The following is a 16,087-nucleotide window of genomic DNA, read 5'->3' on the forward strand; positions in this document are numbered from 1 at the left end:
CGAACCAGCGGTGTACAAGGATGAAACGGAGCGAGATCAAGCGGCGCCCCCTAGCAGACACAACCCTGGCCAGCCTGGAATCTGAGAGCACCCCTTACAGGGAGCTGGACGGCAACGGCCTGTACTTCCGAGTAAAACCCAACGGGCAGAAGTCCTGGAACTTCCGTTACAAGAAACCGGACGGGAAATGGTCCTGGCTCGGCCTGGGCAGCTATCCCGAAGTCAGCGGATCGGTTGCGAGGCAGAAGGCTACAGAACTGCGCGCTGATGCTGCGGACGGGAAAAGCCCCCTCGCTACCAAGCACGCCCGCAAGGTTTCTGAGCTGAAGGCAGCCAACAGCACCTTCGAAGCACTGGCCCGGGAGTGGATCGCGATCCGTCTACCTGGCTGGGCGGAGAACACCGCCAAACGCACCGTCGGAGCCTTGGAGCTGCATGCCTTTCCTGTTTTTGGCAAGCGTCTGTATACCGAGATACTGCCCATCGAGTGGATGGAGTTCTTCAAGGGCATGGAGCAGAAGGGCATCATCGAGCAGATGGGGCGGGTACGCCGATCCTGTAAGGAAATCTATGATCTGGCCCGCGTCACCGGTCGCGCCGTCCACAACCCGTTGGACGGCCTGAGCCGCTTCCTGCAGAGCAAGCCTGCAGAGAACTACGCCCACGTCAGCGCCCAGGAACTTCCCTCCCTCCTGCGGGCCGTCGCTGCCTACCCGCATGCCCACGATGTTCGGCTTGGCCTGCGCCTACTAATGCTCACCGGAGTACGCCCCAGCGAACTGCGCGAAGCCCGCTGGGAAGAGTTCGACATAGATTCTGGCCTCTGGCATATCCCTGCAGATCGCATGAAGAAGCGCCGGCCTCATACTGTTCCGCTGTCACGCCAGGCCCTCGCCGCCCTGGAACAACTCCAGGTCATGACAGGCGCTTACCCTCTGCTCTTCCCGGGACGCAACGACCGCACCAAGCCCCGCAGTAACATGGCGTTCAATATGGCGCTTCGGCGCATGGGGTATGAAGGCAGACAAACTGGCCACGGATTCCGGCACATCGCCGCAACCACACTCCGAGAACGTGGATTCGCCAAGGAACATGTGGAGGCTCAGCTATCTCACGTCGAGGACGGGGTAGCCGGCGTCTACAACAAGGCAATCTACATTGAGCAGCGCAGGACCATGATGCAGTGGTACGCCGACCACCTGGATGAACTAGAGCGGGATAACGTGGTGCAGGGCAATTTCGGCATAGCCGGCTAGGGCATGGCATATTCGATACCCTAAAGAAGCCGGTGTAATTTGAGTAACTTGTGTAATTGAGCCCTTGCCCGACCTAGTGCCACTAGGCCTGCAGGAAGGCCACACAAATGGAAAGAGCCATAACACAAAGGTGTTTTTCGCCAGTTTGTGTAGTGACTCATGAGATGAGCCGAAAGCGCTCGCCCCTCCCTGTTGGCCGCTCTATACAGCTGAATTCCGCGCAATTGCCCGCGATCTACGCCGGGCCAATCCAGGGGCAAGGGGCAACTATGGAAAATGGAATGCTGCTGGATACCCAGTCGATCAATCCTATCGGGACGCCGATTGAAGTCATCAGGGCCAGACTAGAGTCGCTGCCCCGCTTCCCTCGTTACGCAGATCAGGTGGACGCCGTGCTGGCCCTGCTCGGTTCGATTCGCCCCTGGCTATCGGGCGAGGCTGGCCCGGCACTGGCGAGCGCTGCCTATGACCACAACGACGCTATCTTCCAGTTGATCGATGGCTACTCTGAGCGAGTCCTGCCTAACAAGCTCAGGCAGTTCAGCAAAGTCCCGTCTGCTACAGATATGGAGACCATCATGGCCTTCGCGCTGGGTTGCGGTTTGCGGGCCTTGGGCGCTCTAGCTTCCGTTCTGGAGGTCGATCAAGAGGACGAACTATCGTCCCTAGAGATGTTCAGCCTGCACCTAGAGACCATTGCTGAATGCCTTCCGGCAGCGGCAGTTTCCTTGGATGTTCCGGAAAATGCCTTGCAGGCTTGCGAGGAGTTGGGAGAAAGCGCGCGTGATGGAGCGAAGCAAGCCACGGCTAAAGCAGATGGCATTCGGGGAGGATTCGCCCGCCGCGGACGGGACGGCAGTGGCCCTAGAGATGCAGCGATCCGGGCAAAGGCCCTGGAGCTGATCCGCTCAGGAACTCGTCTGCACAATCTAAACAGCAAACTTCGGGCATGGCAGAAACGTGAAACCGGCCAGGCCATTTCGAAGCCTGCGATGGGGGCAATACTTTGTCGGCTAGGCCTTGGACTCAACGACTGACGCGGGGGGGAGCCTTGCATTGGCGCCCTTTTGTATTCGACCTGACCGGTAGTGTTCTTTAATTCGGCCGACGACCCTATTGCACAAGGCCAACATGGTTGGCAGAGATAGTCAGTAGATAATGATCTGAGCCAACCCCTCAAGACGACAGGCTCGCTCTGATGCCGAGCCTAGCCGGCACTCCCGGGACTACGCTTTTCGCTCCTTAATTTATATGCTTGGTGATAGTAAAACTATGAATATAGTTGATCTCTTCCCCCCACCTGGACATTTACAGCAAATTTATTGCGGTGCTTGCTCGGCTCATTTGGACCTTACTTTCGAGGACTTCAACGAGGACGTGTCCGGCGTTCGCTTCTCTGTAAGCGGCCTCCCCATGCTTAAATGTCCTGAGTGCGGATCTCTTTACTTACCAAGCAGATCTAGATTCGCGCTGATCGACCTGCACAAGCAAGCTATTGAGAAAAGTTCTAATTGCGTCAAAGTTAAACGTCAAAAGACCAACAAGAATTATGGATTTACGAAAGTTCCTTTCCAATACGACAGTGACGACTATATTTATATACCCGGCTTGTGGCGCGAATTCGATGAAGGATTTCTAACCCCTGTATTCTTCAAAAAGGAGGTCCTATTGAAATATGACGTACATCCTTCGTATCGAGTGACATTTGCCTCAAGCACATACGGATCAATCTGGCAGGGCGATGACTTTCGTATCCCCTTTGGGATAAATCGCCACGGCCGCTTAGTCATGTGGTTGGGGGACATCGCACAGTTGCCGGAGAGCGAGCAGTTCTATCTACGCTCAGAAAACGTACAATCAGACCATTCCATCGGCTCTGAATTCTACGACGGTCAAATCGAATGCAAATTCACCGATCGAACCCTAGAGGATCAACTTTTTGAGCAGCGCTCTAGGCTTTTAGAGGCCTGCTTTAGTCGTTTTGGGCAGAAGCTTGCCCATTTGGAAAAAGAGGTCCTAGATCTGGCAATTTCCATTCGGCGACCTGTCGTAGATACGGAGGTCGAACGTCGGAATGTGGCGGATGCTCTGAATAAAGTTTACCTTGAGTCGTTCGACAACAAAGCACTTGAGAAGATACTGAGCACACTTGGGCAGGATGCATCGAAGCTTGGCAGCCTAAAGCGATTGCAGAAACTACTAGAGACCGCGACCTCCGGAGAGGACATAGCCGAGACAATGAGTCCGCTATTTGTTCTCTACGATCTCCGTGTTGCCTACTCACACTTGACATCGCATGAGGGCAAGGAGCAGAAGTTGCGTTTCGTGAAGCAACGTTTAAAGCTGTCAGACGGAGCCGACCTATATGCGATGTACGACGCACTGCTATTTGCACTCCGAAATGCATTCGAAAAGCTTGCGAACATGCTCAACGACATCCAGCTCTCCGAGCCGACGTAACTCTGCGCTACATACGAGGACGCTATGGACGGCAGAGACTTCTCATCTTGAGAAGCCGCCGACACCGACGATATGAACAGTCAAAGCCAATCCTTCCGCAGACGGGCGCAAATTAAATGCTAGGTCTCTTGCTCTCATCACCAAGCGCGTGGACTTGGGCTTTCGCGGCCGCCAATGACTCATCAAGACTCATCTGAAGCGCTTGAGTCGCAGCGGAAAAATGCTTGAGCTGCGTGATGCGCTTTTCTAGCTGATCGATACGATGATTATTGAGCTCTGTCTCGGCTACCCCCGCCCTCGCTATCCTGATCCGTAGCGCAGTGAGGGGGTCCTCTTCGTCTAGGTTCTGAGCCAGTTCTAGCCATTCAGCGCTGTCTCGGCCCGCAGCGCGGGCAGCATGTGCGAGGACGTGGTGAATGAGATTGCGAGCCATGCCATCGATACCTAGGGCGGTAGCCAGAAGCTCTTCAACTTCACTGTCTCCGTCTTTGGCACGTGCATCGAGGGCGCGCCAGAGATTGTTGCGGTAATACGGTCCACCCTCAGGATGAAGAGAGTCCATGGTCTCGATTATCCGATCAATGGACTCGAAAGCCGTTCTCTTAGCAGGGAAAGCTTGTGCCTGTGCCCATAGCTCTAGGATTGCGCGCGCGCATACATGCTGCGCCTCATCACGCTTATGCAGAGGAGCGTGCTCGGCGCTCATCATCAGCTCCGCAACGTAATGCGCCATCCACCGTGCAAGCGTATCTGTCGACTCAACTAGCTTAAGTTCGGCGACGAGCTTTTCTCCGAGTGCGCACATTGCGGCTGACAAGGCGGGGGGGGCCTGCTTTTTCGATCGTAACGATGTGCGTGGATCGCTCTTCTTCGGCATTTTCACTCCTGCTTTCGTAGTTGGATAGCACCACGTCGCGACGACAAGTCACTTCAAGGATCAATGTTCGCTCCAGTCGACCGAGCATCCTCTGAAGGAACTTCTTGTCGACTACTAAACGTTCTCCGCTTGGCGCTCTCCCCCGGTCCTCGTCGACTTCTTCGCTCCACCGCTCGACCCAAGCTACGCAAGCTCCGTCATCCTGGTACCACTTATCGGAGGCGTCATTCCGGGTAACTCCCAGTTCAGCCGCCAATGGCTCGGCGATATCCGGAAAACGTCCGGCCAATCCTCCAGTCCATGGATCATCAGAATAAGCACCGGACTCCGAACCACACTCCTGCACCCAGCCTTCTAAAAGGAAGTCGCCGTGATGGATTTCGTGTGAGTCTTGGAATTCGGGCAGTGCATAGTCGTAGGGATTTCGAGTCGTAGCCAAGGCTCGAGACAGCGCGCCGGCGCGGGCCCGCGATACAAGCGCACTCGTCACTCGGAAGGTTTCGCTATTGCGCCCCTTGAATTGCGTCCATCGACCCGCCACTACTATCGCGCCTAAGCGAACCCCGAGACGTGAAAATGCGTACTTTTCTGCGATCGGAACAGGCCAAGATTCCTTTTTCCGTATTTTTGGAAACTTGACGACATCCAACGGCGGCATTTGCCTGTGGTCTGCAATCCAGTCGCCTTTCGAGTCGAGCGCGGCAGTGCGCTCGAGCCAATGGGAAAAAGTTTCCCAGGAACTGTCGGGGTCCTTATAGAGCGGATGAGTTTCAAGTAGACGCCCCGCGGCCTCCATCACTGCATGGTAGGAAAGATAGATCGAGAGGGTGTCTTGGCCGCCCAGTTTGCTGCCACGGCGCCCTACATACTCCTTGAATTGGCCGGCCTGAGCACGAGCATCGCGATCATAATGACCATTCTCCTGAAGCCCCCAGTCCTCACGGATAACCCGGCACGCGAGTGCCTCGATCTCCCCTGGGGATATTCCAAAACACCGCGCCAGTGATTTGATCCAAGTGCTGGAAAAGTCGTAATCGAAGGCGAAATCGCTCGAGTCGCCCGAACCAGGCAGATCGCGGTGCGGTCGGGCATGGTAGGCGGATAGCTGCGTTGGTAGCCTGGACGCATTGATCTGGATTAATTCACCCCTTGCTGCCGGGTCTATTTCCACTTGTCCCCTGTCGGCCAAGGCCAATAAAGCGCGGGCCGCAATAGCGCGGAAGATCACATGACAGTTCTGACGCGATGCCAATGACTTCAACCAGGGGGCGTGGCTTGATACCGCATCCGCGCTTTCACGCGAGGCGCGATCAAGCGCAATCAACAACCACTGTATCGCGTGCATTCGATAGAAGTGGAAGCTAGCGTCGGTAAAGGCTGACGAATCGCCACCGCTAGCGAGCGCGAGGATGTCTGACAGCATGGCATCGCGCCCCAACTGGCAGAGTGCCCGGACCGCATGGGCCGCCTGCCATCGGCATCGCGAATCAACAGCTCCGAGAGCGGCCCATATGTAGCCTGCGATACTCTCGCGACAGCCGTTGGCACGCGCCAAGCGCGGGCTCCAGGGTTCTCCCCCCTGCTCGCCGCCGAGCGCCGCCTCCAGCTGCTCCAGGCCATAGTCCAACACTAATCGCGCTTCCTCGGGGCCCAGGAATTGAGCAAGAACAGCGACCAGTTGGAACAAGTCGTGGGAACTGCTCGGCAGACTCGTCTCGGCAATCGCCTCCAGCGCGCACCGCAGTAATTCTTGGCGCGTCACACCCGACTTCTCAAAGACCAGGTCGTAGGACAAATGCTGATAGTGACGATTGATGCTGAGTGACGTCGCATGGTCGCGGGCCATGCGACGAACGAACCATGCCAAAGATTGCCGCGCCGCCAGTCGACCAGCCCAGCTTGGTGGGATCTGCTCCAGAAACCCTCGGACGGCATAGGGACTCCAGTCGTCGATTGCGTGAAGGCTCTCGACGAAAGCGCGTTCTTTCCCAGCGGGAACTCGAACCACAGCTTCGCCGATCCACTTCTCCCGCCATCGCCCGAAGCGACCATCCGGCATTCGTTCTTGGCACTCAAGAAGGCCTGCCACGCTGCAGATGTCGATACCTGCGAACACCGCGGCCCAATCCGGGCTCGAGTCGTGCCCACTCCTTAGCGACACTTTGCGCGAGGCAACCTCTGATTCAGGCTGACTGGCTCGCTCTTCTAGCTCTCGAAAAGACTGAGCGTTTAGCCCCCTCTCCTGGACCACATCGGCGACCTCTTTCAGAGACCGTCTGGACATCCCGGAAAACCGGAGGTACCGGTAAGTGTGCAGCAGCACCCTGTCCTTCTCAGCCCCGCTATCGGACGCATCAAGCGCGGCCGCAATCAGGTCCGGCCATTCCCAGTAACCATCAAAGCAGACTAGTGCTGCAGCATCCCGGGCATCAAGGTCGCCTCGTTTGCAAAGGAAATCGACGAGCTTGGGGAAAAAGCGCTCAGGCTCGCCGAATCGACGATCTCGCCACCGACTCATTATCGCCGGCGATAAGCTCGGCGACAGAGTGGCGACAGCCTCGACTGTATGCTCCCAATCGAAGTGTTTGTCGCGATCGACATAAGATCGTGTCAGCTCAGCCGCACGCGCGAATCGGTAGGCGAGTTGCGGGCTGTCGGCCCTGTCCACGCCACAGACATCGCTTAGGTGCAACAGGGCATGCCATCGCTCGAGGTTTTCTTGCCCGATCTTACTGGCGACGCGAACCGCCTCATTGAAGTACTGCAGTGCTTCATCCTCGCTGGCCCCCAATACCGATCGAGCAAGGAGGACGAAACTGTCGGCCATGGATTCAGCGAGCTCGGCTTCCTCTCCTATCCGGGTGCGAGCCTTGTGAGCAAAGAAAAGGACGACATGTGGTGGGGCCTCCGTCAGTGCCGCTCGGCGCGCGATGTCCGCCATGCTAGGAATGAACAAGGGAATCCGCAGGTCATCCTGCCACTGCGTCAGCCGAGCCCAATGCGCTTCATCCCCGCCCAACAACACGATGCATTCGGACCATAGCCGAGCAACCCCATCTGCCGTTGCAGACCAGTCCTGATAAACGTCTCGCCGATTGCGCGTCCAATTCTCCAGCGCTGCAGCTAATGCACCCTCGAAGTCATCCCTGGACATCGATCCGGAGCGGACATTCACGCTTAACTCATGCCACGGCAGCAACGCTTTGAGGATCGCAAACCCCCGACCGCCGAACCGATTCTCGCCCCTCGGTTTCCTGCGGGGGCTTCGCTTTGCGCCATAGATAAATTCGAGCGTTAGAGGCTTGCCCAGAAGCGCTGCCAGCAGTGCATACGCCCGCAAGTATGCAAATCGATCTTCGCTAAGATGTTCAGAGTCTAGAGTTGGGGGAGCGACTTTAGGCAGGTAGCGACGTAAGAGGCCAGCTAGTGCTCGCTTGGACGCCAGGCGGTAGTGCCGCGCCGTGTCAATCATTGACACGACCACCCCAATTCGCGTGCCCTCACCTCGCCAGTCGCTCGGAGCCTTGAGTTTCACTCGCGGATGCAGGAGCAAGCGCATGGTTCGTATGGCGGCGGCCTTAGGTACATGTCGCTCTACCGACCGAAGTTCATCAGCGACTGCGAGAACCAGTCCGATGTCGTTGCCCGCCGCCATAGCCAGGGCGTCGGCATCCGCCCACCGTGCAGCGTCGACCAGGCGCTTTGCAAGCGTTCTCCCAACACGATAAGAGAGCTCTCGCGGGCTCCATCGCCTCAGCTGGGCGGCACAGGAGGTCGGACCATGGACATTCAGCTCCGCCCACTGTAGCTCGACAATATCCTTGTCTTGAACCGAGGCTCGGCGATCTCCCTCCTGCCGGTTGCGCACCCAATGATTTAGCCAGTCATAGGCAATACGCAACCGGGAGCGAGCTTCGCCCTCCAATCCTTCCCGTCCCGAAAGCAGCGCCGCCTCATACGCATGTTCTGAGCCAGTCCAGTTACCGCCGACAATCTGACGTCTAGAAACCTGCTCCAGAAGCTGATCTGCGCTCAGAAACCGTGAAGCGAGATCCACATTACTGCTCAGTAGCGTCTGTTGCCGATCATCGGCAGCCACGCGCCCGCCTGCCTTCAAGGCAAGCTTGGCGCCATCCACATACCGGCGGGCCCGAAGTGCAGCTCGCGTCGCAAACTCCAGCCGCTGTAGCTCGACGTCGCGCCGAGCTATCTCGTCGTTTTCGGGTAATGCCTCGTCATCCAGCGCAAGTTGAACCAGCTCATCCAAGCGATCAGTGCTTAGCATCAGCGCGGGTAGCGCTGCCGCGGCGTAGCTGCTCGACCGTGCAAGTGGCTTCAAGCGGCGGACAAATACTTCAAGCTCTTCCTGTTCGGGTCTGAAATGTTTCTGAAACCAAGTCTCCGTGGGCTCGTCCCTGAATTGGACGGAGTCGTCCCGAAGGAGCAACGGCCGGCCAAGGTCGTGGATAAAGCTTCGGACTAAACCATCGTCGACGCCTGCTGTCAGCGCGATGATCCTAATCGGCACAAACGGGCGTAACGTGGCAAGCGCTGCACAGATACTGTCGATCTGGGGTCGTTCGACCGTCGCCGCCACATGCCGGACTTGCCGTACAGCCTGCTCCAATAGATCGCCAATGGTGTCGTCAACCGTGCGAGGCGACGGACCGAGGCTGCGCAGGACGGTTGCCAGTGTCGCTGACGGATCTAGATCCAGAGCGGCGCGCTGCACGCGCGGATTACGCGAGGTCAGGCGTTGAAATTCCAGGATGTCTACGTGCCCCGCTTTCGGAAAACGGGACTTCAGTAGATCCCCGGTCTCTGTCTCGGTGAATCCATCAAGATCAAAGCGGACCACTTCCGGTGACGGATGGAGCATGTCGACGCGATGAGGACGCGCAGTAAGCACTAGGCGAACATTGTCGGGAAAGGATTCGGCTAGCAGCAAACGTGGGAAGCTGGGCGGGTCGTGAAATTCTTTGGCCGCCATCTCCGCGTTGTCTGCTGCGTCCACTACCAGTACGAGGTATGCATCGGCGCCGCGGCCGCGTATGGCGGCGCTGGCTTGCTCCACACGGGCGAGGAAAGCATGGACATATGCGGCGGCGTCGGCTTTAGGCGTAGGGATCAGCGGATGGCACAGGCCCTGGGCAGCCATCTCGTTAGCCAGTTGGACTAATCCGTCCTTGGCGCGATGTCGCAGGCCTGTAATGCTTCGGTACCCGCCGTTGCCAAAGCAGTCGTATACGAACGTTGCACTGCCAGGCAGGGCCGGGCCGATCTGGGTCGCAACGATGGATTTACCATAGCCGCCATCCGCAGACACGATTACTGCAGTCGAAGATTCGGTGATTACCTTGAGCAGATTTGGCAGTTGGGAGCGCGGCACAACGACGGAAGGCGACTCCAGAACATTTGCCGCAGGGAACAGGTCATCCAGACGGACGCCGATCGTATCTAGGACGTCTTCACGCCGGATCTCGCGATTAGTCTTGAATTCACTCGTAGCTTTGCGCGCCACAAGCTCGCGCAGCGCAAGCGCAGCATCCTTGTCATTGTCCGGTAGGTAGGCCCGCAGGTCACGGTTGAGTAACGCGCGTTGCTCAAGAAACCCCTCTACACGTGTGAACGGCCGAAAAAGAGAGGCAAACGCCTGGAGGTCGGCAGCCGCTAATCCCGTCACGCGACTGATGTAGCGCGCTTCGCGCCCTTGCTTGCCCTGTTTTAGATCCGACAGCGCTTGCTCTACGCGGGGCGAGAGGGGACGGTTGGTTTCGAACTCAAATGCAAAGCGCGCGCAAACATCCTCTACACCGAATTGGCCCACTAACGCCGTAAAGCGGAGCGCAAAGTCCTTGAGTGTTTTGCGTAGACCACTCGCAGTCCATTCCCTGTTGGCGTGGAGCGTCGAATGTTTGAGCTGGCGATATCGTACGAGTCGCGCCGTCGGCAGGCTGGTGCTGCCATAGTAGAGTGCGAGATCAACGGACTCGATGCCATCACTAACGGAGTCTTTCCTGGAAATGCCTTCAACAGACACGACCATGAGGTCAGAGCCGGCTTCAAGAAGCTCCAGGCAAAGGCGGGAGGCGCGTGAGTAATGAAACTGGTCGCCATCTCGGCTGGGGCCAACGTCAAAAATATCCATCTTCCGTGATACCAAGTCGCATGTACTGCCTACCTCGTCTTAATGACGAGCCCGTCTAGATTTAGTGCGCCACACCACAGCAACAAGTGATCTCACGTAGGGATCTGAGTCTCATAAAGTGCGCGCCATGTTTGTCAACTCACTGCGAGGGTAGCTCAACAACATAGGGCAATCCCAAAGTGATGCGCTAGATCCAAAAACGATTGGACCAGTCGAATGGAAGTGCGTGAGCAGTTAACCCGCCTGTTAACTAAATGAAAAAGTAAAGCGAAGATCGGCGGCCATCGAGCCGTGCCATAGCGTTAGCGCCGTGTCCATCCACGACCACGGGTAACGCTATATGACTACGCAAGCACAACACTCCGCAGGGGAGCTTCCACTCAGCCCCACAGACCTTCTCACTCCCGATCAGGTGGCGGCGGCACTCGGCCTCTCCCACCGCACGCTCGCCGCTTGGCGCAGCTCCCGCCGCAACCCCCTGCCCTACGTGAAGGTCGGCACCCGGGTGCGCTACCGCCGTCAAGACGTTGCGGCCTGGCTCGAAAGCCGCCGCATCTTGGCCAGCGGTCAGTGAGGGGGTGCCAATGAGCCAGAAGAAACAGCAATCCCCTACCCTCGGCCAGTTGCCGACCGATCCTACGGCGACGCTCATTCGTATCGCCCAGGTGGTCGCCATCGTCGGCTTGGCGCGGCCGACCATCTACAAGCTGATGCAGCAGAAGGAAAGCGGTTTCCCGCTGCCAGTGAAACTCAGCGACAGCAACGCCCGAGGCGCCCCTGTGGCCTGGGTATTGAGCGAAGTTCAAGACTGGGTGCGCGCACGAATCGCAGCTCGCGGGAGGAATGCCGCATGACGCCGATATTCCTGCCGCACAACGCCCTCGATGCGATGGACGACGATGCCGCCGCACTCCTGCCGTCCCCTGCGGTGCAAGGACGCAAGCAGCTCCGGGCGCTCCGTGATCGTGCTATCGCCGAAGGGGCCCACGTTCTGCTTCTGCTCTGGCCCACCTCGGAGTGGGTGCTGCTCGCGGTTGAGCCGCCAGCGGACGTAGTTGTCCGGGACGCGGTGCAACTTGTCCCCAACCTGCTGGCCAATCCGGCCGCCCTACAGCAGATGCACGACAACTCCAGGCGTGGCCAGCACCTCGCCTGGTTGCAACTCCATCGCCCCGACACCTTGCACTGAAACGAAAACGCCCCCGGCTGCAACCGGAGGCGTTCGAACTCGTTCAGCCCGCGACCAACGAACTGAGAGGCCAGTCTATGCCCCACTCCAATTACCCGCAAGCCGGACTGCTTGCACCGCGCCGGCCGGCGCGCTACGCTGCGGCCGTCACGGTAAATCCCGTGGCCGGGCGTCGCGGCCCGAATTTGAAAATGGCGCACAAGCGCCCCAAAGACCATTGCTGGCGCTTTTTTTGTGCCTGCAATGCCGCTCTATGGTGGTGGCCGTGCGTGGGACACCTTCGGGTGTGCCGGGTTCTCCATTTTCCCCGGTCCGCGAACCTGCGCACGGCTGCCACCTCCCATCGCGTCGCGGCGATTCGTGGCAGCTCCATCGTTGAAAAATGGAGTTCCACCCATGAAGCACTCGCACGCCCTCAATCCGTCCGCACGCGCCGCCGCACACAAGGCAATGGCCTTGGCTGCCCTCCGCGCAAACTCCAGCCTGACTACCCGCCTCGCTCGCTACAACCACCACATGGCCCAGGCCCGCAGCCTGGAGATAGTCGGGGGTGCGCAATGAGCATCACCCTCCAAGATATGCGCGATGCCACCGATCAGCTCTGCGCCGCGCGGTGTGTCATGGGTCGGCTCCGTGACCTGTTCGCAGCCATCAGTAAGCTGGGCTGCGATGATGCCGCCGCCCTGGCGCTGATCGGAAAGGGCATGGCAGATGAGTGGGACAACGTTCTGGATGTAGCCGTTGAGGACTTCGGATCGCGGCTGAAATCCCCAACCGTTTCGGCAACTGGTGGCCGCTCGGGTGGTGACGCTTACGACGACGCCACCCTGGCTCTGGAGCGGGCGCAGGTGCTGGTGTGTCTATTGATGAGCGCCCCCGTGAACGGTGTGGCACCGGGCGTGCAGCAAAGGTCCATCGCTCATATCCACGAAGCATTGTGTGATGCAAAGGACGCCGTGTCGCTCGCCCACTCCCAAGGGGGTGCGCAATGAGCCTCCGCAATCGAGCCATCACCAAGCGAGTTGGCTGCTTCTCCACCGACGGGGCGCCGATGTTCTCGGTCAATCCAGGGCTCTCGGCCGTCGCAGCCCTGGAGCTGGCCTCCTGCTTCCTGGCCACAATCAGCGGCCTGAGCGGAACTATCGGCGAAGAAGGGGGGGATACGTCGGAGGCGTATGCGGCCCACTATCTGGCGGACATGGCCAAGGCCCTGGTTGACTCCGCTACCGAAGGGTTGCTCAAAGCGGGGCAAAGCCAATGACGAAGCCTCGCAACGAAAAGCCCAGGCACCCGACCTTCGCCGAGGTTAAGCGCGCTGCCCTGCAGGCAATCGAGCGAGTTCTCGCTCGCTGGCTTCCGGGTGGCAAGCGCGTCGACGGCAACAAGGAGTACACCGCCCCCAACCCGACCCGTACGGACAAGCACGCCGGATCGCTCAAGGTGAATCTTGTAAAAGGCACCTGGGCCGATTTCGCCACGGGCGACAAGGGCGGCGACCTGATTGACTTGGTGCAGTACGTGGAAGGCTGCAGCCAGGTGGATGCGTGCAACAAGCTGGCTGATTTCCTGAGCATCACTGCCAGTAGTGGGGCGGCGCCGGCCGAGCCCGCCAGAGCCAAGCCACCGGAGTGGACTCCTGTCCAGCCGGTGCCCGCCGACGCAATGCAGAAGGTGCCCACCAAGCACAGGCAACACGGTACGCCATCCGCGGTGTGGGTCTACAAAGACCAGCAGGGTCAGCCCTTGATGGTGCTCTACCGCTTCGACCTGGCGCCGGACGAGGGCGGGGCGCGCCGCAAAGTCTTTGCCCCGTTGACCTGGTGTACGGACCAAGGTGGCGCCCGCCAATGGCGCTGGCAAGGCCTGGGCGAACCACGCCCGCTGCTGCACCTGGAGCAATTGGCCGGTCGCACAGATGCCCCGGTTGTGCTCTGCGAGGGCGAGAAAGCGGCGGACGCCGCCGCTGTGCTGTTGCCCGGCTACGTCTCCACCTGCTGGCCGAACGGGACAAACTCGTGGAAGAAGGCCGACTTCTCGCCGCTGGCTGGGCGCCATGTGCTGTGCTGGCCCGACAACGACACTCCGGGCCTCAGCTGCATGAAGGCCCTGGCCGAGCACCTGCGGCAGCTCGGCGCCGCCTCCGTGCGGACTGTTGCGATGGCGGCGCTCAGCCAGCGCCCCCGCCTCGATGCCGGGGTGGCGACCTTCACCCAGGGCGGTGAGTGGGCGGAGGGTGACGACGCTGCGGACGCCATTGCCAAGGGCTGGACAGCCGCGCACCTGGCCGCCCTGGAGAGCACGGGCGAACTCTTCACGCCCGCTACGGCAGCACCCGCCGCAGCTACTCAAGCGAAGGTGAGCAAGCCCAAGAGCCCGCCAGCAGAAAAGTCGGCCCCGGCTCCGGCCGGATTCCGAGTGACTGCGGACGGAGTGTTCTACATGGGCGAGGATGGGGAGGCGCGGCCCGTGTGCTCCCGCCTGGAAATCATGGCCAGAACGCGGGACGACAAGGGCCAGAGCTGGGGTCTACTGGTTGAGTTCGATGACCCGGACGGCGACCGCAAGCGGCTGAATATCCCTGCTCGGGCGATGGCAGGCGACTTCGGAAAGGAGGTGCTCGGACCACTGGTAGATATGGGTCTACGGCTCGCTCCGGTCCGCACGGCACGTAATGCTCGCAACGACCTGCAAGGCTACCTGCAAGGGTATGAGAGTCAGGAGCGGGCGCGCCTGGTGACACGCCTGGGCTGGCATGGCGATGCCTTTCTGCTGCCGGATCGGCAGATTGGCCAGAGCGGTGAGCACCTGCACTTCTACGAAGCAGGGGCGCAGCTACCACCCATCGGCCAAGCCGGTACCTTGGAGCAATGGCAGCGCCAGATAGGCGCTCTGTGCGTGGACAACAACCGACTGGCGTTTGTCGTGTGCGTAGCTTTCGCGGGGCCCCTGCTCCAGTTGTTGGGCGCGGAGTCGGGAGGGTTCCACCTCTACGGCGATAGCTCCGGGGGCAAAACCACACACCTGCAAGTGGCCGCCTCAGTGTACGGGGGGCCGCGCTTGGTCCGGTCCTGGCGATCCACGGACAACGCGCTGGAGTCCATCGCAGCTGCTCACTCGGACGGGCTGCTGGTGCTTGATGAAATCGGCATGTGCGATGGGCGAATCATTGGCGAAACGGTGTACATGCTCGGCAATGGCACTGGCAAGGCGCGGGCCAATGATCGCGGCCAAGCGGGAAAGCAGGTGCAGGAATGGCGCCTGCTCTTTCTCTCCACGGGTGAGAAGACGCTCGCGCAGCACATGGCGGAGGCACACAAGGAACTCAAGGCAGGAATGGAAGTGCGGATGCTCGCCATCCCTGCGGATGCAGGCAAAGGCCTGGGCTTGTTCGAGGTTCTCCACGGTTTCGAGGATGCGGCCGCGCTGTCCGATGCCCTCAAGGCAAGGGTGGGGAAGTACTACGGAACCCCTGCCCTGGCCTTCCTGCAGGCCCTGTGTGAGCCAGGGAAACTCCGTGGCTACATCGCGGTAGTGCGCAGCACGGTGGATAGGTTCGTAAGCGATGCCCTCCCCAGCGAGGCCAGCGGTCAGGCACAACGCGCTGCTGCGCGCTTCGCCCTGGCCGCCGCAGCCGGCGAACTGGCCACTGCGATGGACGTAACGGGCTGGCCCCCAGGAACCGCCACCACAGCGGCCAGAGCCTGCCTATCCGCCTGGATGGATGAACGCGGCGGCGCTGGAAACCTAGAGGGTGCGGCAATCGTTGAGCGCCTCCGGCTGATGGTGGAGCGCTTCGGTGAAAGCCGGTTCACACGCTGGGAGGGTTTCGCGGCCAAAGTAGATGACCACGCGCCTCGCACGGCTGACCGGCTCGGGTTTCGACGGACCGTTACACATGGCGAAGCGGGCGGTGAGTACACCCGGGTTACTTACTACTTCCTGGCAATCGCGTGGAAGGACGAAGTGTTCAAGGGGATGAACCTCCGCACCGTCAATCGGGTGCTCCAGGCCAAGGGAATCCTTCTGCAGGGAATGGATTCGCGCGCCGCGCAGGTCGTAACGCTCCCTGGGATGGGTAGCACTCGGGCCTATGTGGTGGACAACGCCGCGCTCTTCACCGCTGCGGCCTAAGGAGAGCCGCATAGCGGCTGGGGGTG

12 protein-coding genes are annotated in these 16,087 nt (G+C 59.7%); 10 read left to right on the top strand and 2 right to left on the bottom strand.

Going from position 1 to position 16,087, the window contains the following annotated elements; all coding sequences use genetic code 11:
* Positions 1-20 precede the first annotated feature (20 nt).
* The 3 genes from GJV37_RS19155 to GJV37_RS19165 all read left to right on the top strand — a co-directional run bounded on the left by GJV37_RS19155 (position 21) and on the right by GJV37_RS19165 (position 3,716).
* Positions 21-1,256: a tyrosine-type recombinase/integrase gene (locus GJV37_RS19155; protein WP_193452835.1), complete on the top strand. Its 1,236-nt coding sequence runs from the start codon at positions 21-23 to the stop codon at positions 1,254-1,256.
* 281 nt (positions 1,257-1,537) lie between these two features.
* The gene (locus tag GJV37_RS19160; RefSeq protein ID WP_193452836.1) at positions 1,538-2,293 is read left to right on the top strand and encodes a hypothetical protein; all 756 of its coding nucleotides are present in this window, start codon (positions 1,538-1,540) and stop codon (positions 2,291-2,293) included.
* A gap of 340 nt (positions 2,294-2,633) precedes the next feature.
* Positions 2,634-3,716 carry a hypothetical protein gene (locus GJV37_RS19165; protein ID WP_223121868.1) on the top strand — a complete coding sequence of 361 codons (1,083 nt, stop codon included), beginning with the start codon at positions 2,634-2,636 and terminating at the stop codon, positions 3,714-3,716.
* Positions 3,717-3,828: 112 nt separating this feature from the next.
* Here GJV37_RS19165 and avs3b read toward each other — a convergent pair whose 3' ends face one another.
* Positions 3,829-4,593 carry an AVAST type 3 anti-phage protein Avs3b gene (gene avs3b, locus GJV37_RS19170; protein ID WP_343044071.1) on the bottom strand — a complete coding sequence of 255 codons (765 nt, stop codon included), beginning with the start codon at positions 4,591-4,593 and terminating at the stop codon, positions 3,829-3,831.
* Positions 4,484-10,741: an AVAST type 3 anti-phage nuclease/ATPase Avs3a gene (gene avs3a, locus GJV37_RS19175; RefSeq protein WP_193452839.1), complete on the bottom strand. Its 6,258-nt coding sequence runs from the start codon at positions 10,739-10,741 to the stop codon at positions 4,484-4,486. The genes avs3b and avs3a overlap by 110 nt, the downstream gene beginning before the upstream one ends.
* A gap of 340 nt (positions 10,742-11,081) precedes the next feature.
* On the opposite strand from avs3a, the gene GJV37_RS19180 reads away from it, so the two are divergent.
* The 7 genes from GJV37_RS19180 (at position 11,082) to GJV37_RS19210 (ending at position 16,061) form a co-directional block, all read left to right on the top strand.
* A complete protein-coding gene (locus GJV37_RS19180) occupies positions 11,082-11,315 on the top strand; it encodes a helix-turn-helix domain-containing protein (protein ID WP_193452840.1) in 234 nt (77 codons plus the stop codon).
* A 10-nt stretch (positions 11,316-11,325) separates the two neighbouring features.
* A complete protein-coding gene (locus GJV37_RS19185) occupies positions 11,326-11,595 on the top strand; it encodes a helix-turn-helix transcriptional regulator (RefSeq protein ID WP_193452841.1) in 270 nt (89 codons plus the stop codon).
* Positions 11,592-11,930, top strand: coding sequence for a hypothetical protein (locus tag GJV37_RS19190; protein WP_193452842.1), 339 nt, complete (start codon positions 11,592-11,594; stop codon positions 11,928-11,930). The genes GJV37_RS19185 and GJV37_RS19190 overlap by 4 nt, the downstream gene beginning before the upstream one ends.
* A 396-nt stretch (positions 11,931-12,326) precedes the next feature.
* The gene (locus tag GJV37_RS19195; protein ID WP_193452843.1) at positions 12,327-12,491 is read left to right on the top strand and encodes a hypothetical protein; all 165 of its coding nucleotides are present in this window, start codon (positions 12,327-12,329) and stop codon (positions 12,489-12,491) included.
* On the top strand, positions 12,488-12,922 hold the full coding sequence (locus GJV37_RS19200) for a hypothetical protein (RefSeq protein WP_193452844.1): 435 nt from the start codon (positions 12,488-12,490) through the stop codon (positions 12,920-12,922). Before GJV37_RS19195 ends, GJV37_RS19200 begins: the two co-directional genes overlap by 4 nt.
* Complete coding sequence (locus GJV37_RS19205) at positions 12,919-13,191, top strand: DUF3077 domain-containing protein (RefSeq protein ID WP_052267956.1); 273 nt, start codon at positions 12,919-12,921, stop codon at positions 13,189-13,191. Before GJV37_RS19200 ends, GJV37_RS19205 begins: the two co-directional genes overlap by 4 nt.
* Positions 13,188-16,061 carry a DUF927 domain-containing protein gene (locus GJV37_RS19210; protein WP_193452845.1) on the top strand — a complete coding sequence of 958 codons (2,874 nt, stop codon included), beginning with the start codon at positions 13,188-13,190 and terminating at the stop codon, positions 16,059-16,061. The genes GJV37_RS19205 and GJV37_RS19210 overlap by 4 nt, the downstream gene beginning before the upstream one ends.
* Positions 16,062-16,087: the final 26 nt, after the last annotated feature.

The sequence above is a fragment of the Pseudomonas nitroreducens genome, assembly GCF_010994165.1.
GTDB lineage: Bacteria > Pseudomonadota > Gammaproteobacteria > Pseudomonadales > Pseudomonadaceae > Pseudomonas > Pseudomonas nitroreducens.